At 67.9% G+C, this 19,556-nt stretch carries 16 protein-coding genes; 14 read left to right on the plus strand and 2 right to left on the minus strand.

From position 1 onward, the window contains the following. The first annotated feature begins 19 nt into the window (after window positions 1–19). The 3 genes from agaR to U1H99_RS19460 are packed head-to-tail and all read left to right on the plus strand — an operon-like array spanning window position 20 to window position 3,677. The gene (agaR, locus tag U1H99_RS19450) at window positions 20–787 is read left to right on the plus strand and encodes a transcriptional repressor AgaR (protein ID WP_323143366.1); all 768 of its coding nucleotides are present in this window, start codon (window positions 20–22) and stop codon (window positions 785–787) included. Window positions 788–790: 3 nt separating this feature from the next. Next, window positions 791–1,882, plus strand: coding sequence for an N-acetylglucosamine-6-phosphate deacetylase (locus U1H99_RS19455; protein WP_323143367.1), 1,092 nt, complete (start codon window positions 791–793; stop codon window positions 1,880–1,882). Between the two features lie 10 nt (window positions 1,883–1,892). Next, window positions 1,893–3,677 carry an MFS transporter gene (locus U1H99_RS19460; RefSeq protein WP_323143368.1) on the plus strand — a complete coding sequence of 595 codons (1,785 nt, stop codon included), beginning with the start codon at window positions 1,893–1,895 and terminating at the stop codon, window positions 3,675–3,677. Window positions 3,678–3,742: 65 nt separating this feature from the next. Here the strand turns inward: U1H99_RS19460 and U1H99_RS19465 are convergent, their stop codons facing one another. Further along, entirely contained in the window at window positions 3,743–3,868 is a 126-nt protein-coding gene (locus U1H99_RS19465; RefSeq protein ID WP_323143369.1) for a hypothetical protein, read from the minus strand. A 45-nt stretch (window positions 3,869–3,913) separates the two neighbouring features. Then, window positions 3,914–6,334, minus strand: coding sequence for a membrane-bound PQQ-dependent dehydrogenase, glucose/quinate/shikimate family (locus tag U1H99_RS19470; RefSeq protein ID WP_323143370.1), 2,421 nt, complete (start codon window positions 6,332–6,334; stop codon window positions 3,914–3,916). Between the two features lie 206 nt (window positions 6,335–6,540). On the opposite strand from U1H99_RS19470, the gene U1H99_RS19475 reads away from it, so the two are divergent. The 11 genes from U1H99_RS19475 to U1H99_RS19525 all read left to right on the plus strand — a co-directional run bounded on the left by U1H99_RS19475 (window position 6,541) and on the right by U1H99_RS19525 (window position 19,541). Continuing rightward, window positions 6,541–6,705: a hypothetical protein gene (locus U1H99_RS19475; RefSeq protein WP_323143371.1), complete on the plus strand. Its 165-nt coding sequence runs from the start codon at window positions 6,541–6,543 to the stop codon at window positions 6,703–6,705. Between the two features lie 15 nt (window positions 6,706–6,720). Continuing rightward, window positions 6,721–7,797, plus strand: a complete 1,077-nt coding sequence (locus tag U1H99_RS19480; RefSeq protein ID WP_323143372.1) for an SGNH/GDSL hydrolase family protein — start codon at window positions 6,721–6,723, stop codon at window positions 7,795–7,797. Window positions 7,798–8,682: 885 nt separating this feature from the next. Then, a complete protein-coding gene (locus U1H99_RS19485) occupies window positions 8,683–11,136 on the plus strand; it encodes a TonB-dependent receptor (RefSeq protein ID WP_323143373.1) in 2,454 nt (817 codons plus the stop codon). 16 nt (window positions 11,137–11,152) lie between these two features. After that, the gene (locus U1H99_RS19490; protein ID WP_323143374.1) at window positions 11,153–12,193 is read left to right on the plus strand and encodes a LacI family DNA-binding transcriptional regulator; all 1,041 of its coding nucleotides are present in this window, start codon (window positions 11,153–11,155) and stop codon (window positions 12,191–12,193) included. Between the two features lie 34 nt (window positions 12,194–12,227). Beyond that, window positions 12,228–12,983, plus strand: a complete 756-nt coding sequence (locus U1H99_RS19495; protein WP_323143375.1) for an SDR family NAD(P)-dependent oxidoreductase — start codon at window positions 12,228–12,230, stop codon at window positions 12,981–12,983. A gap of 12 nt (window positions 12,984–12,995) precedes the next feature. Continuing rightward, complete coding sequence (locus tag U1H99_RS19500) at window positions 12,996–15,002, plus strand: DUF4962 domain-containing protein (protein ID WP_323143376.1); 2,007 nt, start codon at window positions 12,996–12,998, stop codon at window positions 15,000–15,002. After that, the gene (locus U1H99_RS19505; RefSeq protein WP_323143377.1) at window positions 14,999–15,988 is read left to right on the plus strand and encodes a sugar kinase; all 990 of its coding nucleotides are present in this window, start codon (window positions 14,999–15,001) and stop codon (window positions 15,986–15,988) included. The genes U1H99_RS19500 and U1H99_RS19505 overlap by 4 nt, the downstream gene beginning before the upstream one ends. Further along, the gene (locus U1H99_RS19510; protein WP_323143378.1) at window positions 15,985–17,295 is read left to right on the plus strand and encodes an MFS transporter; all 1,311 of its coding nucleotides are present in this window, start codon (window positions 15,985–15,987) and stop codon (window positions 17,293–17,295) included. The genes U1H99_RS19505 and U1H99_RS19510 overlap by 4 nt, the downstream gene beginning before the upstream one ends. Then, window positions 17,276–18,034 (plus strand): GDSL-type esterase/lipase family protein, encoded by a 759-nt coding sequence (locus U1H99_RS19515; RefSeq protein ID WP_323143379.1) that lies wholly within the window; start codon window positions 17,276–17,278, stop codon window positions 18,032–18,034. Before U1H99_RS19510 ends, U1H99_RS19515 begins: the two co-directional genes overlap by 20 nt. Continuing rightward, the gene (locus tag U1H99_RS19520; RefSeq protein ID WP_323143380.1) at window positions 18,031–18,813 is read left to right on the plus strand and encodes a polysaccharide lyase family 7 protein; all 783 of its coding nucleotides are present in this window, start codon (window positions 18,031–18,033) and stop codon (window positions 18,811–18,813) included. The genes U1H99_RS19515 and U1H99_RS19520 overlap by 4 nt, the downstream gene beginning before the upstream one ends. Continuing rightward, a complete protein-coding gene (locus U1H99_RS19525) occupies window positions 18,810–19,541 on the plus strand; it encodes a ribonuclease activity regulator RraA (RefSeq protein WP_323143381.1) in 732 nt (243 codons plus the stop codon). The genes U1H99_RS19520 and U1H99_RS19525 overlap by 4 nt, the downstream gene beginning before the upstream one ends. Window positions 19,542–19,556: the final 15 nt, after the last annotated feature.

Consider the following 19,556-nt stretch of genomic DNA (forward strand, 5'->3'; position numbering starts at 1 on the left):
ACGAGCCGAGACCGAGACCATGCGAAATACCAGCCAGCGCCGCGAAACGATCCTGCAACTGCTTGCCCACCAGGGTGCCGTCCAGGTGACCGAACTGGTCGAGCAGCTCGGGGTTTCGGCGGTGACCATCCGCCACGACCTGTCCGCGCTGGGCAGCCAGGGCCTGGTCACGCGCAGCCACGGAGGCGCCATGCTGACGCGGGTGCCTCCGCCCGAGCAGACCATGCGCCAGAAGGACGCCCTCTACCACGAGCAGAAGGAGTGCATCGGCGCCTTCGCGGCCTCGCTGGTGGAAGCCGGCGACAACATCGTGATCGACTCCGGCACCACCACCATTTTCCTGGCGCGTAACCTGCACGACGCCAACGGCGTCACGGTCGCCACGAATGGCCTGAACATCGCCTGGGAGCTGGCCGACGTCCCCGGCGTCGAGCTGATCCTGACCGGCGGCCTGCTGCGCAAGCAGTCGCTGTCCTTCCAGGGCAGCCAGGCCGAGGCCTGCCTGCAGGTATACAACTTCGACAAGCTGTTCCTGGGCGTGGACGGCCTCGACCTGCAGTTCGGCGTCACCACCCATCATGAAGCGGAGGCGAGCCTGAACCGCATGATGGTGGAGCGCGCCAAGCGCATCATCGTCCTGACCGACAGTTCCAAATTCGGCCGAGTCAGCCTGCACCGCATCGCGCAGCTGGGCCGGATCCATACCATCATCACCGATGCCGGCATCAGCCCCGAGTACCGCGAAGGGCTGCTCAAGCTGGGCATCGAATTACATATCGCGGAATAGAGAGTGCTCCACGGCAGAATCCTCACCCCCGACGGCTGGATCGCAGGCACTATCCGATTCGGCGAACGCATCGAAACCATCAGCGAGGACTCTGCCGCCGCAGCGGGCGGACCATGCATACTGCCCGGTTTCATCGACCTGCACGTGCACGGCGCCGGCGGCGTCGACATCATGCAGGGCGACGATGCCGGCGCCACGGTCGCGCGCCACCATGCGCGCCACGGCACCACCGCCATGCTTGGCACTACCATGACGGCGCGCGAGAGCGCGATCCGCCACGCGCTGCGGGGCCTGGCCGGGACGATCGCGGCGCGCCCCCCCGGCAGTGCGCGCATGCTCGGCGTACACCTCGAAGGCCCCTTCATCAATCCGGCGCGCCTTGGCGCGCAGCCGCCCGACGTCATGACCGCGAGCCTGGAACTGGTGCGCGCACTGCATGCGACCGCGCCGATCCGCGTGCTGACGCTGGCGCCCGAGATCGAGGGCCACCTGGCACTGATCCCGCAGTTGGCGGCAATGGGCATCCTGGTCCAGCTCGGCCACAGCGCCGGCACCTATGAAGACGGGTATGCGGCGCTGGAGGCCGGCGCCGCCGGCTTCACCCACTTGTTCAACGGTATGAGCGCGCTGCACCACCGCGAGCCCGGCATGGCCGGCTGCGCGCTGGCGCATGCGGAGTACGCCGAAGTCATCCCCGACCTGCAGCACGTCGCCCCCGGCGCCCTGCGCGCGGCCATGCGCGCAATCCCGCGCCTGTACGGCGTGACCGACGCCACCGCCGCCACCGGCATGCCGGACGGCGAATATGCGCTCGGCAGCCAGCGCGTGTTCAAGTGCCGGGGCTGCGTGCGCCTGGCCGGCGGCTCGCTGGCCGGCAGCGCCCTGACCATGGACCAGGCCCTGCGCAATTTCGTCGCCATCGGCCTCGACCTGCGTGAAGCCAGCGACCGGCTGTCGCGCTATCCGGCCGACTACCTGGGCGAATACGAACGCGGCCGCCTGGCGCCCGGCGCCTGGGCCGACCTTGTCGTCCTCGACGACTACCTGCAGCCGCTGGCCGTCTTCGTCGAAGGCGAAGCCATCGATATTTCTTGACGGAGCCACGATGCCTTCCCCGCTTTCCGCCTCTTCCTCCCGCTCGACCGCCTATCTGCTGTTCATCGCCGGCATGGGCGGCCTCCTATACGGGATCGACGTCGGCATCATTGCCGGCGCCCTGCCCTACCTGGAATCGACCGCCTCGCTGGCCTGGAAGCTGGGCGCCCAGGAACTGAGTTTCATCGTGGCCGCGGTGCTGCTCGGCTCCGTGCTGTCCTCCCTGTTCGCCGGCGCGCTGGCCGACCTGGTCGGGCGGCGCGCGGCCATGGCCTTGTCTGGTGCCCTGTTCGTGATCAGCATCCCGATGATTGCGCTGGCGGACGGCTACGTGCCGCTGCTGCTGGGACGCCTGCTGCAGGGCGTGAGCGGCGGCTTGATCGGCGTCATCGTGCCGCTCTACCTGGCCGAATGTCTGCACGCGCGCCAGCGCGGACGCGGCGCCGCCCTGTTCCAGCTGCTGCTGACGGTGGGCCTGGTGGCCGCCGCCGTGATCGGCCTGATTCAGGCGCGCAGCGTGGAGACGGCGGCCCAGGCCGCGGCCGCGCTGCCCGAACAGCTGCGCGCGGCGGCGGTGCTGAGCGCGAAAGACCATGCCTGGCGCGCGATCTTCTGGATGTGCCTGGCGCCGGGTATTATCTTCACCGCCGGCTGCCTGCTGCTGGCCGAGTCGCCGCGCTGGCTGGCCCGGCGCGGCCGCCAGCGCGAGGCCCGCGCGGCCCTGCTGCGTACCCGCAATCCGGCCGAGGCGGAACAGGAGCTGGCCGACATGCAGCGCGTGCCGGTGGCCCGCGGTGCGGCCGATTCGCTGCTCTCGCGCCGCTACATGTTTCCCTTCCTGCTGGCCTGCCTGATCCTGGCCTGCACCCAGGCCACCGGCATCAATTCGATCCTGGCCTACGTGGTCAACATCCTCGACCGCGCCGGCCTGCCCGGCGCCACCGCGAACGCCGCCGACGTCATGCTGAAGCTGATCAACGCGCTGGTGACGATGCTAACGGTGTTCCTGGTCGACCGCCTGGGCCGGAAATCGCTGCTGATGCTGGGCAGCGCCGGCATCGTCATCGCCTCGCTGGCGGCGGGCCTGCTGTTCCACGATACCGAGTCGCGCCAGCGCGACGTCCGCACGGCGGTGGCGAACATGGCGGCAGGCGACAGCCTGGCCCTGCGCCTGGACGCGGCCACCCTGCAGCGCCTTGGCGCTGCGCCGGATGCCGGCACGCAGGTGCTCACCGTCGCCTATGCCTACGGCCCCTTCACCGACGTGCAGACCCTGCGCAGCGACGACCCTGCCCTGCCCCTGCTGCAGGCGAAACGCGCAGATGCGGTGCAGCCCGACAGCGTGCTGGGCAAGGCCTTCCGCCGCCTGCACCTGAACCCCTTCCCCGATCCGGCCGCGGCAAACGGGGCGCCGCTGATCATCGAAAGCGCCCGCCTCGGCGCCCTGCCGCCGCCCGAGCGCGGCTGGCTGGTGGCGCTGGCAATCGCCGTCTTTGTGGCCAGCTTCGCGGTAGGCCCGGGCGTGTGCGTATGGCTGGCGCTATCCGAACTGATGCCGACCCGGATCCGCTCTAATGGCATGAGCATCGCGCTACTGGTCAACCAGTTCGTCTCGACGGCCTTCGCGGCCCTGTTCCTGCCCATCGTCGGGCGCCACGGCTACTCCGCGGTGTTCTTCTTCGGTGCCGCCTGCTCGGTGGTCTACTTCCTGGCCGCGGCCTTCCTGCTGCCCGAAACGCGCGGCAAGACGCTGGAAGAGATCGAAGCGTACTTTGCGGGGGCGAAAGCAGGTTGATTTTGTGCTGGCGGCGCCAGCATGCCTGGCATCGCGACCCTTGCAGTCGCGCCCATGGTCTCCGCCTACGCCTCGGCAGCCGGGTCGTCGGTGCCGTTCATCTTGGTGTCGCAACACACTTCGCGGCGTGCCGCGATGCCGTCGACGACGTCATGCAGGCGGTCGCCGCCGACCCGGTCGCAGGTGTTCATGCGCTCACGCACCAAGTCGCGTGATCTTCATGAACGCAGTTCATCTTATTTGCCATCGAGGCTATACGCGACAACATAATCGCCGGTCTTCGTGCCCAGGCCCCCGTGGCCGCCTGCGGCGATGACGACGAACTGCCTGCCGTCGACCGCGTAGGACATCGGCGTGGCCTGGCCGCCGGCCGGCAGGCGCGCGCGCCACAGCTCCTCGCCGGTGCGCTCGTCGAAAGCGCGCATGTAGTTGTCGGCCGTCGCGCCCATGAACACCATGCCGCCCCTGGTGACGATATTGCCGCCGATGTTGAAGATACCGGTCTTCAGGGGCAGGTTGACATGCGTGCCGAACGGGCCGGTGTCGCGCGTGGTGCCGACCGGGTGCTGCCAGACGATCTTGCGCGACTTCAGGTCGATCGCGCTCAAGGTACCCCACGGCGGTGCGTTGCACGGTACGCCGAGCGGGTTAAGCCACGGGTGGACGCTGCCGATGTAGGGCGTGCCGTACTGCGGCGAATAGGGTGCGGTCGTCAGCGGCTGCTCGCCCTTACCGTTCCAGGCCGGAATCACGCCCTCTTTCTCCGGCTTTTCACGCGGGATCAGCTGGACGGTGAATGGGATGTAGTTGGCGTTGGCAATCACCACTTTCTGATCCGGATCGACCGAGGCGCCCATCCAGTCGATAACGCCGTCGAAGGCCGGGTAGACGATGGTGCGTTTCAGGCCTGGTGGCGTAAACTGCCCCTGGTAATTAAAGCTGCGGAACTGGATGCGGCAGATCATCTGGTCAAAGGGCGTAGCGCCCCACAAGTGGTTTTCCTTGAGGTTGGCCGGGGTCAACGACGGCAGGCCGGTCGAAAAAGGCTGGGTCTTCGTCACATAGTCGCCCGGCGCGGCGCCCTGCGGCACCGGCTTCTCTTCGACCTTGGCCAGCGGCGTGCCAGTGCGGCGGTCCAGCATGAAGAATTCGCCGCGCTTGTTGGTCTGCACCAGCGCCGGCACGGTCTTGCCGGATTGGGCCGGGTCCGGCACGTCGACCAGCGACGGACCGATCGGCAAGTCCATGTCCCACAAATCGTGGTGGGTGGTCTGGAAGTGCCAGCGCTCCTCGCCCGTTGTGATGTCCAGCGCCACGATAGCGCTCGAATACTGTTCGTCGAAGGGTCGACGGTGACCGCCGAAATAGTCCGGAGTCGCGTTCCCCATCGGCAGGTAGACCAGGTTCAGGTCGGGGTCGGCGGTGTAAACGCCCCACGCATTCGGCGTGCCGCGCGTCAGCTCCTCGCCCGGGCCCGGCTTGAAGGTATGCGGCGTGTGGCCCACGTCCCAAGCCCATACCAAGTCGCCCGTCAGCGGATCGAAGCTGCGCACCGCGCCCGAAGGTTCGTGCTCGGCCTGATTGTCCCAGACCCAGCCTCCAAGTATCAGGCGGTCGTGCAGCACCAGCGGTGGCGAGGTGACAAAGTGGAAACCCTTCTGCACATGACCCAGGTAGCGCGCCAGCGAGATGAAGCCGTGTTCGCCGAAGTCTTCGCAAGGCTTGCCGGTTTCCGCGTTCAACGCCATCACGCGCGCATCCAGGACCGGTGCAATGATGCGGGCCGGGCAATCGGTCCGGGCACCGGCCGGCGCCCGGTAGTAGGCGACGCCGCGACAGGCCAGGTAGACATCGGCGTCGGTGTCGGCATGCGGGTTGTAGGTCCACTTCTTCTTGCCGGTCCTGGCGTCGAAAGCGACCACCCAGCTGTGACCGGTACAGACGTAGACGGTGTCGCCGATCTTGGTTGGCGTATCCTCGAAGTTGAATTCGTGACCGGCGTCCGTGCCGCCGACGTCCTCGCCCTTGCGCATGGTATCGCCCGTTTGCGCCTGCCAGGCGACCTTCAATCGGTTAACGTTGGCAGGCGTGATCTGGGCCAGCGGCGAATAGCGGTCGCCCTTCGCGGTACGGCCGTAGAACTGCCAGTCCGCATCGGGCACGGAGCGGTCGTATGCCTCGACCACATGCTGGTCCAGCGGCAACTGGCCGGCCACGCCGACCGAGTGCGTCAGCGATGCGGCGCCGACGGCGATGGACAGCACGACAGACGCCAGCAGGGGCAGCTGGGCGCGGCCATACCGGCCAGTGCCGCCGCCCAGGCGCGGCGCCATCCATGGCAGCAACAGATAGAGTCCCAGCAGCGTCGGCACCAGCAGGCGCGGCTCGAGCTCCCAGCCGCGCAGCCCGACTTCGGCCAGCGCCCACAGCACGGTGCCGGCCAGGACGGCTGCATAGACGTGCGGCGCCCAGCGCCGACTGGCAAACAGCCCCGCGCCAGTCAATACCACGCCGAGGCCGGCGATCAGGTAATACCAGGAACCGCCGAGGATGGCGAGGTAGAGGCCGCCGCCGGCCAGGAACAGGCCGGCAAGCATGAACAGGCCGCCGGTGATGCGGGGTTGGCGGCGGACGGGGGACGTGGAAGGATGGGACATGATGGGCTTTCGGAAACGGTGCGGTGCAAACGTTAGCCAGTGAATACTTCACATGTGAAGCATTTATAGCATGACACCCCGCACCATGGCGCACTGTTCATTGCAAGTGCAAGGAATTGTGCGCCGAGTTGATTACATGCGCTCATCCAGTGGGGCTAAGATGGGGTGCGTCCCCCGCAACAAGCCAACCATCCAACGGACCACCGATGAAGCTGTGCTTCGCTACCTTACCGCTCGCCGGCCTGATCGCCAGCGCCCTCGCGCTGCCCATGCCGGCTTTGGCGCTGGACGACGGACACTGGGTAGGCACCTGGGGCGCCGGGCCGGCCGGGGCGCCGTTGCCCGGCAAGGCGCAGACCTTCAGCAACTAGACGCTACGCCTGGTCGTGCACACCAGCGCCGGCGGCAAGCGGGTGCGCATCCGCCTGTCGAACGAGATGGGCAGCAGCCCGCTGGCTATCGGCACGGCCCGCATCGCGCTGCATGCCGGCGGCGGCGCCGTCAAGGCCGGCAGCGACCGGCCTCTCACCTTCTCCGGTAACCCGTCGATCACGATCGCGCCCGGGGCGCCGGTGCTGTCCGATCCGGTCGAGCTTGACGTGCCGGCTCAGGCCGACCTGGCGGTCAGCCTCTACCTGCCAGGCACCGCGACAGTCAACACGCTGCACTCGGGCGCCAACCAGACCAGCCAGGTATCCGCACCGGGCGACTTCACCGCCGCGGCCAGCCTGCCGGGGCAGGCCAGCCTCGGTACCTGGCCCTTCCTGACGGAGGTCGACGTCGAGGGCGAAGGCGAAGGCGCCGCCATCGTGGCCTTCGGCGATTCGATCACCGATGGTTTCCGCAGCACGGCCGACCGCAACCGCCGCTGGACGGATGTCCTGGAGCGGCGCCTGGCGGCCGCGCAGGACGGCGCCGCCCGTGCGCTGGGCGTGGTCAACCGCGGCATTAGCGGCAACCGCCTGCTTTCGAACCCGCCACCGGGCTCGCTGGCCGGCCGCGCGGCCCTGGAGCGTTTCGACCGCGACGTCCTTGCCACGGCCGGGGTGCGCTATGTGACGGTCATGCTGGGGATTAACGACATCGGCCACAGTAGCGACGACAGCCCGCTGCCAGGCGGCGCCACGGACTTGATCGCCGGCTACCGTCAGCTGATCGCACGCGCGCATGCGCACGGACTCCTGGTCTACTGCGCGACCTTGAGCCCTTTCGAAGGCGCCAAGTATTATTCAAGCGAGAAGGAAAAGATGCGGATGGCGGTCAATGACTGGATCCGCGGCAGCGAGTTCGATGGCGTGATCGACTTCGACCGGGCCTTGCGCGACCCGGCCCGGCCGACACGCATCCTGCCAGCCTACGACAGCGGCGACCACCTGCATCCGAACGATGCGGGTTACGAGGCAATGGGCAAGGCAGTGCCGCTGGCACTGTTTTCGGGTCCGCCCCATTCTGTCGGCAAATGAGCCCGGCCCGGCCAGGGGCCGCTCAAGCTGTTGATTGTTCCCGTATTCGCCTACCGGCCGAAAGCCGCCGCGAAACGGTGCATTGACCGACCGATCGGACCAGGTTCGGAAAAGCTCACGCGGTTCCCGGACAGGAACCTGCGGCTAAATGACATGTGCTCCACGACCCGGCATGTCGCAGGATGGAGGTGAGGACGATAGTCGAACACGTCCAGACGGCTTTGCAGGCCGCTGCCTGGCCAGTTCGCTACAGCAATGGGCGCACATCAGTCCCTGGCAATAATCGTGTGCTCAGTCGCGAGGGCAGTTCCACCCGATTGCTAAGCTTAAGTAAGCGCAACGAGGACTTTTTGCGTACGTTATTTTGTAAAACGCTCGCCAAAACGAGGCGAGCTTCCAAAGACTGCGAAAATTAAATTTCCCTAAGGAAACTCGCTCCCACTCGAATATCAATAAGTGTGGCAACTCGTTGAATCACCGGCGGTTTCTCCTGCGCGAAAAACTCGATACCATCCTCGATGCCATTTGCCGAGACCTCTGCCGGTCCGTTGTTGCGCGCTAGGTAGCGCAGCTTGTTGGGCGCCGTTGCGGATCAGGCGGGTCGCGAACGACGCGACAGTACATCGAGCGCATCCTTCTTCCACACGGTCAAACCAAGCCGACTTGATAGGCACTCGGCGCGATTCCCGCGCCAATCATTCTTGACGTAAAAAACCGGTTGACACCCGGAGCCATTGATATATCCTCTACTGCATCGCTACAGTATATCGATACAGAAGGCGTCAAGACCTTCTGGCAGCTTCGGGTGCCAAAATTTTTTAAGTAATTACTGTAACGATACAGAAAACAGCAATCGTTAATATAAGAATAACGAATGGAGACAACATGCTGGCCAACACCGCATCCGGGCTTTCACCCTGCCCACGTCGCCCGATCGCCGCCGCAACGGCGCTGGCGCTGCTGGCCTGGGCGCCCGCCCACGCCCAACAGGCGGACAGCACCGCGCTGCCGGTGGCCGACCGCCAGGTTGCTTCCTACCAGCAGCCCAAGCTCGAGCAAATCGTGGTGACCGCCAACCGCCGCGTCGAGAAGCTCGAGGACGTCCCCGCATCGATCTCGGTGCTGGGCGAGGCAACCCTGCAGCGCAACAACGTGCGCGAGCTGGTCGACATCGTCAACCTGTCTCCCGCCCTGTCGCTCTCGGTCGGTACCCAGGTCGGCACCAACAGCATCAACATGCGCGGTATCGGCACCACGTCGAACAACCTCGGGATCGAGGGCGACGTCGCGATCCTGGTCGATGACATCCCTTACTCGCAGGCGCAACAAGCGTTCAAGGATGCGTCCGACGTGGCGCGCGTGGAAGTGCTGAAGGGTCCGCAAAGCACGCTGTTCGGCAAAAGTTCGATTGCCGGCGCGGTGCTGATGACGACCAAGCCGATCGGCTCCGGCCCGATGCAGACCCGAGTCAGCCTCTACCGCACCAGCGACCACGAATACCGCGCCTCCGCCGCCCTGAGCGGGCGCTTGAGCGACGACGTCGGCCTGCGCCTGTACGCCAGCAAGACCGACTTTCCGGGCATGCTGCACAACCTGACCAACGACACGATGCAAAACGGTTCGGGTGGCAGGAGCTTCCTGGCCAAGCTGCAGTGGCGGGTGACGCCCGACCTCGACCTGATGATCGCGCCGCATTTCGACCACTCGCTGGCGACCGGGAACACGGCGGCCATCGTCGCCATCGATCCGGGTGTCGGCTACCTCTACAACAAGAATTACACGGCGCTGTCGAACACCGCGGTCCTGCGCGGCATCCACATCGGACCGTGGAACCGGGATATCCGCAACGACTCGCCCACGGGGCTGGCGTCGACCGACCGCGGCGTCGGCGTGCGCGCCACGTATGCGTTCCCGGATGCCTCGCTGCTGGCCGGCCATACACTGACGTCGATCACGTCGGTCGACAACAACCTGTCGAACGACTTCCGCGACAACGACAATATCGACCTGATTTCGACCTACTATCAGGTGGACGCGAGCGGCAAGCCGTCCGGCATCGCCGAGCCGCCCATGCTCAACGGGACCACCGCCAGCAAGACCTCGACCCAGGAATTCCGCCTGACCTCGCCGGACGGCGGTGCGTTCCGCTACCTGGTCGGCGCATGGGCGTCGCGCAATACGATCGATCGCACGTATTACCGGGGCAACCCATCGGTGAAGGAAACCAATTTCACCAACTACCTTACCGGCTCGGGCGTCCTCAACCACGCGATCTATGCCAACACGAACTGGGATGTCGCGGCCCGGCACAGCTTGACCGCCGGCCTGCGCCTGAACCGCGAGACCAACGATTATGCCTTCCATACCATCGACAGCCTGTCGTCGTCGGCGCCGAACAACGTCCACACCGGCGAATATGACTACGTCGCCCCGCAGCACAAGGCGACGGCGGTGACGGGCAAGCTCGGCTACAGCTTCCACGTCACGCCGGACGTCATGGCCTACGGCACCGTCTCCACCGGCAGCAAGGGCGTCGCCTACGACATGACCAGCGGCGCCAACAACCCGAACGTGTTCGCCCACCTGCCGCTGGCTGCCGAGAAGGCGCTCAGCCTGGAAGCCGGCCTGAAAGCGAACCTGTGGCACAACCGCGCCACCTTCAACGCGGCCGTCTTCCAGACCCGCTTCCGCGACTACCAGACCTCGGCCACGGAGCGCTTTTCGGACGGCAGCCTGGCCAGCGTCCTGTACAGCATCCCGTCGATCCAGACGCGCGGCGTCGAGGCCGACGCCACCGTGCTGGCGACACGCGCGTTGTTGCTGAACGCGAACCTGGCCTTCACGCGCGCCACGATCCGCGTCTGGGACCAGGGGACCTGCTACACGGGCGCGACCGACTGCACGATCCCCAACCGCCTGGTACCGGGCGCCTACCTGCGCGATGCCAGCGGCGGCGCGATGCCGAATTCGCCGAAGTGGAAGCTGTCGCTGGGCGCCGAATACACGCTGCCGCAAGTCGCGTGGCTGCCCTATCCGGCGGCGGTGAATGCCCAGTGGCGCACCCAGTCGGCAGTGCGCGGCGCGATCAGCCAGGACCCGAGCCTCGACCGCCCGGGATACGGCATCCTCGACCTTGGCGCCCATGTCAGCGACGCCAGGGGACGCTACAAGCTGTCCGTGGGGGTGCGCAACTTGCTCGACAAGCACTACGCGGTCGGCAACGTCGGCTCCTTCCTGAATTTCAAGCAGACCAGCGGGCCCGATATCAAATCCTACGGCTGGCAGCCGGCCCGCGACGCGTTCCGCTATACGTCGATCCGGCTCGACACGACCTTCTGAGCGGCCGCGCGACACCATGAACGAACCCAGAATCCAGGACGTCGCCAGGCTGGCCGGCGTGTCGACCACGAGTATTTCGAATTTCCTGAACAACCGGATGGAACAGATGCGGCCGGACACCCGCCTCAAGATCCAGCAGGCGATCGCGCAGCTCGGCTACCGCCCCAACAGCGCGGCTCGCCAGCTCAAGACCGGCGTGGCGGCCATGGTCGGCCTGCTGGTGCCGTCGCTGGCCAACCAGTTCTTCGGTGCGCTGGCCTGCGCGATCGAGACGGCGGCCGCACGCCATGGCTGCCAGGTAATGACCTTCAGCACCTTCCGCGATCCGGAGCGCGAGCGCGTGGTCACGGCCGACCTGCTGGCCTACGGCGCGCAAGGCATTGTCACGGGATCGGCCCTGAGCGACACCGACCATCTGGCGAACATCGCCACGCGCTGTCCGGTCGTGGCCTTCGATATCCGGCATTCGCGCGACAACCATGACCTCATCACCACCGTCTCGGTCGACAATGTCGCCGCCACCACGCTGGCCGTGGAACACCTGGCCGCCCTCGGTCACCGCTCGATCGCGCTGGTGACGCCGCCGCCATACACCCTGAACCGCCAGGACCGCCTGAAGGGTTTCCAGCAGGCCGTCGCGCGCGCCGGCCTCACCGGCGAACTGATCATCGCGGACGCGACCGAGGCGCCACGCGACCCGCACGGCGATACCCAGCTCTTCGAACTGGGGCGCAGCGCCGCCACGCGCCTGCTGTCGGCTGCGAGCCGGCCGACGGCGGCGATCGGCATCAACGACATGATGGCCATCGGCATCGGCGTCGGACTGCGCCAGCTCGGCAAACAGGTGCCGCGTGATTTTTCGCTGATCGGCATCGACGACATCTTTTTCGCGCTTGCCCACGATCCGCCACTGACCACCGTGCGCCAGCCGATCCAGGCGATGGCCGACACGGCCGTCCAGCGCATCCGCGCTCCAGGCGCCGCCACGGCAGGGGACGGCGGCTTGTTCGCACCGGAACTGATCGTCCGCGCCTCGACCGCCGCACCGCGTACCTAGCAACACCACCACCATGAAAAGGAAGACAGAGGATATGGAACTCATCGGAAAAAAAGCGCTGGTCACAGGCGGCGCATCGGGCATCGGCAAGGCCAGCTCGCTGGCGCTGGCGCAGGCAGGCGCGGACGTCGTGCTGACCTACTGGAGCAGCAGCGCCGAGGCCGACGAGGTCGTGGCGCAGATCCGCGCCATGGGCCGGCGCGCCCATGCGATCCATGCCGACATGAGCGAGGGCGGCGCGGCCGAACGGGTGTTCGCCGAGGCCGAACAGGAGATCGGCGAGATCGACGTCATCTTCGCGAATATCGGCGGCCTGATCCAGCGCTGCCGGGTCGCCGAGATGCCGCTGTCGCTGTGGGACGACGCCGTGGGCCTGAATCTCACCAGCACTTTCGCGATCTGCCAGGCGGCCCTGAAGCGGATGGAACCGCGCAAACGCGGGTCCATCATCACCATGTCCTCGCTGGCGGCCTTCGACGGCGGCGGTCCGGGCTCGGTCCATTACGCCGCGTCGAAAGCGGCCGTGGCCGGGTTCACGCGCGCGCTGGCCAAGGAAGCCGGTCCGCTGGGCATTCGCGTCAACGGCGTGGCGCCGGGCCTGATCGCGACCCGGTTCCACGACACCTTCAACACGCCGGCCAACCGCCAGGCCATCGCGGAGCGCACGCCGGTGCGGCGCGAAGGCGCCCCCGAGGACGTGGCCAATGTCGTGGTCTTCCTGGCGTCCGAGCGCGCCGCCTTCCTGGCCGGCGAGATCGTCCAGGTCAACGGCGGCCTGGGCCTGTACTGAGCGGAGCACGCGATGAATTCCACCTTCACACGCCGCCGCTTCCTGGGCGCCGGCCTGTCACTGCCGGCGCTGGCCCTGCAAAACGCCTTGGCGCAGGACGAGCGCGAGTCGCTCGGCACCGGCCGCGGCAAGCCGATGGCCGGTCCGCATCCCCTGCAGGCGCTCATGGCCACCCACCCGGCCCCGCTGCGCCGCGCGCTGCAGGGCGTGCATCCGCGCGTATTCGTCACCGCCGACGGCCTGGAAGCGCTGCGCACGCGCGCCAAGGGCAGCCACCGCGCGCAGTGGCAGGCGGCGCTGGCCGGGCTGATCGCCATGCGCCAGCCGCCGGCGGCCGCGCCGGCACAGAAGCGGCGCGCGCAGAACGATACCGCGATCGGTATCATCGGCGCCGCGCTGGCCTACCGCATCGAGGGCGACGCCCGCTATCTCGAGGCCGCCCGGCGCTACATGGATGCCGCCGTCAGTTACCCGGTCTGGGGCTACACCTACAGCAAGCCGGACATCGACCTGGCCGCCGGCCACCTGCTGTACGGCCTGGGCGCCGGCTACGACCTGCTGTACGACGTGCTGACGCCCGCCGAACGCACGCGCTACCGCGACAAGCTGGTGCGCCAGGCCGGCATCCTGGCCGCGCATTTCATGCCGGCCCCGGGCAAATCCTACTCGTACAGCCAGAACCATTGCTTCATCCCGGTCGCCGGCCTGGCCGTGGCCGCCTACGCGCTGTGGGACGAGACGCCGGATGCGGCGCGCTGGGCGGCCCTGGCGCGCGCCATCTTCAGCCGCGTGCTGGAAGTGGCGTCGCCCGACGGTTACTTCTACGAAGGCGTGGAGTACTGGATCTTCTCCATGCCGTGGATCGTGCACGCGCTGGACGCCTTCGCCCATGCCGCCGGCGACGACCTGTACGACACGCCGGCCCTGCGCCGCGCGCACCTGTACCTCGCGCATTCGCTGACGCCCAACGGCCAGGACGTCTACGACTTCGGCGACGTGTTCGAGGGCCCGGTCACGCGCGCGCGCAAAGGCGAGGAACCGGCACGCACCCATCCTGGCGGCAAGCTGAACTCGAACTACAACCTGCTGTACCGGCTGGCCGCGCGCTTTGCCGATCCGCAGGCCCAGGGGGTGGCTGACTGGATGGCCTCGCTCGGCCACGTCTGTGCGGAAGACTTCTGGACCCTGCTCTGGCGCGACCCGGGCTTGGCAGCCGCGCCGATGGCGGCACTGCCGCCCTACCACCATTTCGACGAGCTCGGCACCGTGTACTGGCGCAGCGACTGGACGCCGCGCGCCACCGCATTCGCCTTCCGCGCCGGACCGCCGGAAGGCCACCATGTCGCGTCCCTGATCGGCCGGCTGCCCGACTGGCATCTCGAGACCGGCCATGCGCACCCCGACGCCGGCAGCTTCATCCTGTACGGTGCCGGGACCTACCTGACCGGACCGATGGGCTATGCGGGCATCCCGACCAGCAAGCTGAGCAACACGCTGCTGATCGACGGCCAGGGCCAGGCGAACGAGGGCGGCGGGCACGACGCCTTCCGCGACTACCCGTATGCGCGCCTAGATGCGATCCGCTTCGCCAGCGTCAAATTGGGCCGCGATGGCGCCGAACTGGTCGCCGACCTGACCGGCGCCTACCGCCCGGAACTCGGCGTGGAACAGCTGCAGCGCCGCTTCCGCTACGCCGGCGGCGTGTGGACCGTGATCGATACGCTGCGCGCCAGCAAGCCCGTGGTGCTGACCGCGCAGGTCCACGGCGACAGCGCGATCGCCAGCACGGGTGGCCAGCACTACCTGGTGCAGGGCGCCCCGGCCGCACTGGCGGTCGAGGTCGGCACGACCGGCGCCAAGGCCGTGATCGAGCCGGGGATCGTGGTTGCCGCCGGCCCGCCCGGCCACGTCGACCGCGGCCCGACCGAGGAACGCGGCACGGTCCTGCGGCTGTCGCTGCCCGCCAGCCGCGACGCCACGCTCGTGACCACCCTGTCGATCGCGGAGCGCCGCCCATGACGGTACCCGACGTCGTGACCGTGGGCGAGGCGATGGCACTCCTGATCGCGCGCACGCCGGGTCCGCTGGAGGCCGTCGACGCATTCGAGCGCGCCACCGCGGGCGCCGAATTGAACGTCGCCGTCGGTCTGTCGCGGTTGGGCTTCCGTGTCGGTTACATCGGCAGGCTGGGCCAGGACAGCCTGGGGCGCCGCCTGCGCACCTTCATGGCCGAGGAGCGGCTTGACCTGCGCCACCTGGCAATGGACGCGCGCTACCCGACCGGCCTGATGCTCAAACAGATGACGGTCGACGGCGCCGATCCCGAGGTCGACTACGTCCGGGGCGGCTCGGCCGCGAGCCACCTGTCGCCGGGCGACATGCCGGCGCCCGACAGCGATTTCGGACGGGCGCGCCTGCTGCACCTCACCGGCATCTGCCCGGCCCTGTCGCGCGGCTGCAGGGAGCTCGCGTTCGCACTGGCGCGCCAGGCCCGCGCCGGCGGGCACACCGTGAGCTTCGACCCGAACCTGCGGCCGCGCCTGTGGCAGTCGCCGGCCGCGATGATCGAGACCGTCAACGCGCTCGCCTGCGCAGCCGACATCGTGCTGCCGGGCCTGGCCGAGGGACGGCTCCTGACCGGCTGCGAGGATCCGGCCGGGATTGCCCGCTACTACCTCGAACGGGGCGTGCGGCAGGTGGTCGTCAAGCTCGGGCCGGAGGGCGCCTGGGTTGCCGGCGCCGGCGTCGATGCGGGTGTCGTGCCGGGCGTACCGGTGCCGCGCGTCGTCGACACGGTCGGCGCCGGCGACGGCTTCGCGGTCGGCGTCATCAGCGCGCTGCTCGACGGCCTGGACTTGCGCGCAGCCGCCGCGCGCGGCTGCGCCATCGGCGCCTGCGTCGTGCAATGCCGCGGCGATTGCGAAGGCTTGCCGGACCGCGCCCAACTGGCCGAAGAGCCAGCCCGCTGCGGCGGGACGAGAACCCCTATGGAGACACGGACATGAAAACCATCAAAGGCTTGCGCTGGCTGATCATTTCGCTGGTGGCGGCCGCGACGATCATCAACTACATCGACCGCTCGGCGCTGGCGGTCATGTGGCCGGGCATCGCGTCCGAACTGGGCATGGACAAGCGCGACTACGCCAACATCGTGACGATCTTCCTGGTCGGCTATGCCGTCGGCCAGTCGCTGTTCGGCAAGCTGTTCGACGCCCTCGGCACCCGGATCGGCTTCATGCTGTCGATCGTGGTCTGGTCCGGCGCGATCGCCCTGCACTACGTGGCGCGCTCGGCACTGTCGTTCAGCCTGTTCCGCACGATGCTAGGCGTGGGTGAAGCGGGCAACTGGCCGGGCGCCACCAAGGCCATCGCGGAATGGTTTCCGGTGCGCGAGCGCGCGCTCGGCCAGGGCATCTTCGGCGCCGGGGCCTCGCTCGGGTCGGTGATCGCGCCGCCGCTGGTCGCCCTGCTGTATGCGGCCTACGGGTGGAAAGCGACCTTCGTGCTGATCGGCTCGCTCGGCTTCATCTGGATCGTTCCCTGGCTGATCGTGTACAAGTCAGGACCGGCCACGCACCCGTGGATCAGTGCCGACGAACGCGCACTGATCCTGTCCGGTGCGCGCGGCCCCGACACGCCGCAAGACGACTACGTCCCCACGCTGGCCCAGTTGCTGCGCCACCGCCAGAGCTGGGGCGTGATCGCGGCGCGCTTCTTCATCGACCCGGTCTGGTGGCTGTTCGTCAGCTGGCTGCCGCTGTACCTGAACGAACGCTTCGGCTTCGACGTCAAGGCGATCGGCATGTTCGCCTGGGTGCCCTATGTCGGCGCGGCGTTCGGGGCGCTGGCCGGGGGCTGGCTGTGCGGCGCCCTGCTGGCGCGCGGCTGGAGCGTGGACCGGGCCCGCAAGTCGGTGATCGCGGCCGGCCTGCTGCTGATGTTCCCGGCACTGATCCTGAGCGCCGCCGCGGCCACGCCGGTGCTGGCGGTGCTGGCCATCGGCGTGATCCTGTTCGGATTCCAGGCGGCCATCAGCAACATCCAGACCCTGCCCAGCGATTTCTACTCCGGCAAGACCGTGGGCACCCTGGCGGGCCTGAGCGGGACCTCCGCCGTGCTCGGCGTCATCGTCTGCATGCAACTGGTGCCGATCCTGACCGTCGGCGGCGACTACACGCCCTTTTTTATCCTGGGCGCACTGCTGCTGCCCCTCGTATTCCTATCCCTGTGGCTGGGCGGTCGGGTCGACCGCGTGCAGCCCCATCTATCGCACAAGAAGACTGGAGACCTCGATGAAACCTGCGTTTTGTAATTCCCTGCTGCTGGCGCTCGCGCTGGCGGCCAGCCCCGTCCATGCGCATGCGGCATCGAACAAGCCGGGCGCGTCGCAAGCGGTCGAGAAGAAGGACGACGGCGTGTTCCTGAAAAAACACGACGCCATCCTAGCGCGCGCCAGGAGCGGCCCGATCGGGCTGCTGTTCCTGGGTGACTCGATCACCGAGCGCTGGCACATCGCCCCGCACATCTGGGAGGCGTATTACGGCAAGTACCAGCCGGCCAACTTCGGCATCGGCGGCGACCGCACCAACCACGTGATCTGGCGCATCGAGCACCGGGAACTGGACGGCATCGCGCCGAAGCTCGTGGTCTTCATGCTGGGCACCAACAACAGCCTCGATGACCCGGCCGAGGAGATCGCCGCCGCCGACCGCAAGATCATCGGCATGATCCGTGCCAAGCTGCCGGGCACGAAAATCCTGGTGCTCGGCATCTTCCCGCGCGGCCCGCGCGACCGGACGGGCAAGCCGGTGACCGAGGCCGGGGTCGAGGAAGCGGCGAAGCGCATGCGCACGATCGAGGCCGTGAACCGCGACCTGGCTCTGCTCGACAACGGCCGCGACATCCGCTTCCTGAACATCAACGCGGTGTTCCTGGGCCAGGACGGCAAGATCCCCAACACCATCATGCCGGACCAGCTGCACCCGGGTCCCGCAGGCTACAAGCTGTGGGCCGAGGCCATGCAGGCAACGCTGCTGGAGATGCTCAAATGAAGAACGCCATCCTCACCCTGGCCTGCGCCCTGGCGCTGGCGTCGCTGGCGAGCGCGCCGCGTCCTGCCTCGGCGGCGCCGGCCTTCACACCGCGCGATGCGCTGGAACGCCTGTTCGAGGTCGAAGGCAAGACGCCGTACGCCGTGCCCTACGACGGCACGCTGCATTTCAGCGCGCTCGACGCGAAATACGATTCCGGCCATGGCCACGGCTACCGCAACGAACTGAAGATCGCCGCCAAGCTGCGCCGCAGCGCCGCCCTGACGCGCGAGCATTTCGCCGCGCGCGTGACGGCGCATCTGCCGGACGGCGCCAAGACCATCGTCGCCCAGTACCACGTCGAAGGCCTGGACACCATCGTCAAGGTCTACGTGCAGGACACGGCCGACCGCCAGGGCCTGGACGGCCAGGCCGGCAACGGCGTGTTCGACATCCTGGTGCGCATGCTCGGCACCGATGGCAAGGAGGCCACCACGGCGCTGGGCACGGTGCGCGCCGGCCAGCCGTTCGACCTGGACATCCGCTTTGCCGGCGGCGATGCGAACGTGGCCGTCATCGGGCCCGACGGCATGCGGCGCGAAGCGCATACGCGCATCAAGCCGGACGAGCGCGCCATCTACTTCAAGTTCGGCGACTACCTGCAGGCCCTCGATCCCGACACCGGCAAGCACACGATCAGCAGCGCCCAATGGGACCGCTACTATGCGGCCAGGCGCATCACGGCCGAACACGTTACGTTCACCGGCACCATCTTCGAGCGCGAAGGGGCCCAGCCATGACCATCCCGGACCTGCCGATCACACCCGGACTGCTGGCGGCGCTGCGGAAGATCTCCACCTCCACCCTGACCACCCAGCTGTTCAAGCGCGGCCTGGCCAATGTGTTCATCCAGGGCGCGCGCCCGCTCAAGACCGGGCAGCGCATGGCCGGCCCCGCGTTCACGCTGCGCTATATCCCGGCGCGCGAAGACCTCGACGGCATCGATGTCTTCCGCGATCCGAACCACCCGCAGCGCGCCGCCGTGGAACAGATCCCGGCGGGCGCCGTGCTCGTGATGGATTGCCGCGGCGACGTGTCGGTGGCGTCCGCCGGCAGCATCCTGGCGACCCGCCTGCAGGTACGCGGCGTCGCCGGCATCGTGACCGATGGCGGCCTGCGCGACGCGGCGGGCATCGCGCGCCTGGCGATGCCTGCGTGGTGCGCGGGCCCGTCCGCACCAACCAACCTGATTCGCCATCATGCGCTCGACCTGAACGCACCGATCGGTTGCGGCGGTGTGGCCGTCTATCCCGGCGACATCATGGTCGGCGACGACGACGGCGTGGTCTGCATCCCGGCGCACCTGGCCCACGAGGTCGCGCGCGACGGGGCCGAGCAGGAGTGCTTCGAGGATTTCGTGCTCGAGCAGGTGGCGAACGGCGCCGGCATCATCGGCCTGTACCCGCCGACCGCGCCCGAGACCCGTGCACGTTTCGAAGCGTGGCGGCTTGCACGCTCCGCTCAATAAGCCAACGACAACATC

Source organism: Massilia phyllosphaerae (genome assembly GCF_034659755.1).
GTDB lineage: Bacteria > Pseudomonadota > Gammaproteobacteria > Burkholderiales > Burkholderiaceae_D > Telluria > Telluria phyllosphaerae.

Excerpts from the sequence above, each read along its gene's own strand:
- agaR (WP_323143366.1), top strand. The coding sequence starts at position 20 with ATGCGAAATACCAGCCAGCGCCGCGAAACGATCCTGCAACTGCTTGCC.
- U1H99_RS19460 (WP_323143368.1), top strand. The coding sequence starts at position 1,893 with ATGCCTTCCCCGCTTTCCGCCTCTTCCTCCCGCTCGACCGCCTATCTG.
- U1H99_RS19465 (WP_323143369.1), bottom strand. The coding sequence starts at position 3,868 with ATGAACACCTGCGACCGGGTCGGCGGCGACCGCCTGCATGACGTCGTC.
- U1H99_RS19470 (WP_323143370.1), bottom strand. The coding sequence starts at position 6,334 with ATGTCCCATCCTTCCACGTCCCCCGTCCGCCGCCAACCCCGCATCACC.
- U1H99_RS19475 (WP_323143371.1), top strand. The coding sequence starts at position 6,541 with ATGAAGCTGTGCTTCGCTACCTTACCGCTCGCCGGCCTGATCGCCAGC.
- U1H99_RS19485 (WP_323143373.1), top strand. The coding sequence starts at position 8,683 with ATGCTGGCCAACACCGCATCCGGGCTTTCACCCTGCCCACGTCGCCCG.
- U1H99_RS19490 (WP_323143374.1), top strand. The coding sequence starts at position 11,153 with ATGAACGAACCCAGAATCCAGGACGTCGCCAGGCTGGCCGGCGTGTCG.
- U1H99_RS19495 (WP_323143375.1), top strand. The coding sequence starts at position 12,228 with ATGGAACTCATCGGAAAAAAAGCGCTGGTCACAGGCGGCGCATCGGGC.
- U1H99_RS19500 (WP_323143376.1), top strand. The coding sequence starts at position 12,996 with ATGAATTCCACCTTCACACGCCGCCGCTTCCTGGGCGCCGGCCTGTCA.
- U1H99_RS19505 (WP_323143377.1), top strand. The coding sequence starts at position 14,999 with ATGACGGTACCCGACGTCGTGACCGTGGGCGAGGCGATGGCACTCCTG.
- U1H99_RS19510 (WP_323143378.1), top strand. The coding sequence starts at position 15,985 with ATGAAAACCATCAAAGGCTTGCGCTGGCTGATCATTTCGCTGGTGGCG.
- U1H99_RS19515 (WP_323143379.1), top strand. The coding sequence starts at position 17,276 with ATGAAACCTGCGTTTTGTAATTCCCTGCTGCTGGCGCTCGCGCTGGCG.
- U1H99_RS19520 (WP_323143380.1), top strand. The coding sequence starts at position 18,031 with ATGAAGAACGCCATCCTCACCCTGGCCTGCGCCCTGGCGCTGGCGTCG.
- U1H99_RS19525 (WP_323143381.1), top strand. The coding sequence starts at position 18,810 with ATGACCATCCCGGACCTGCCGATCACACCCGGACTGCTGGCGGCGCTG.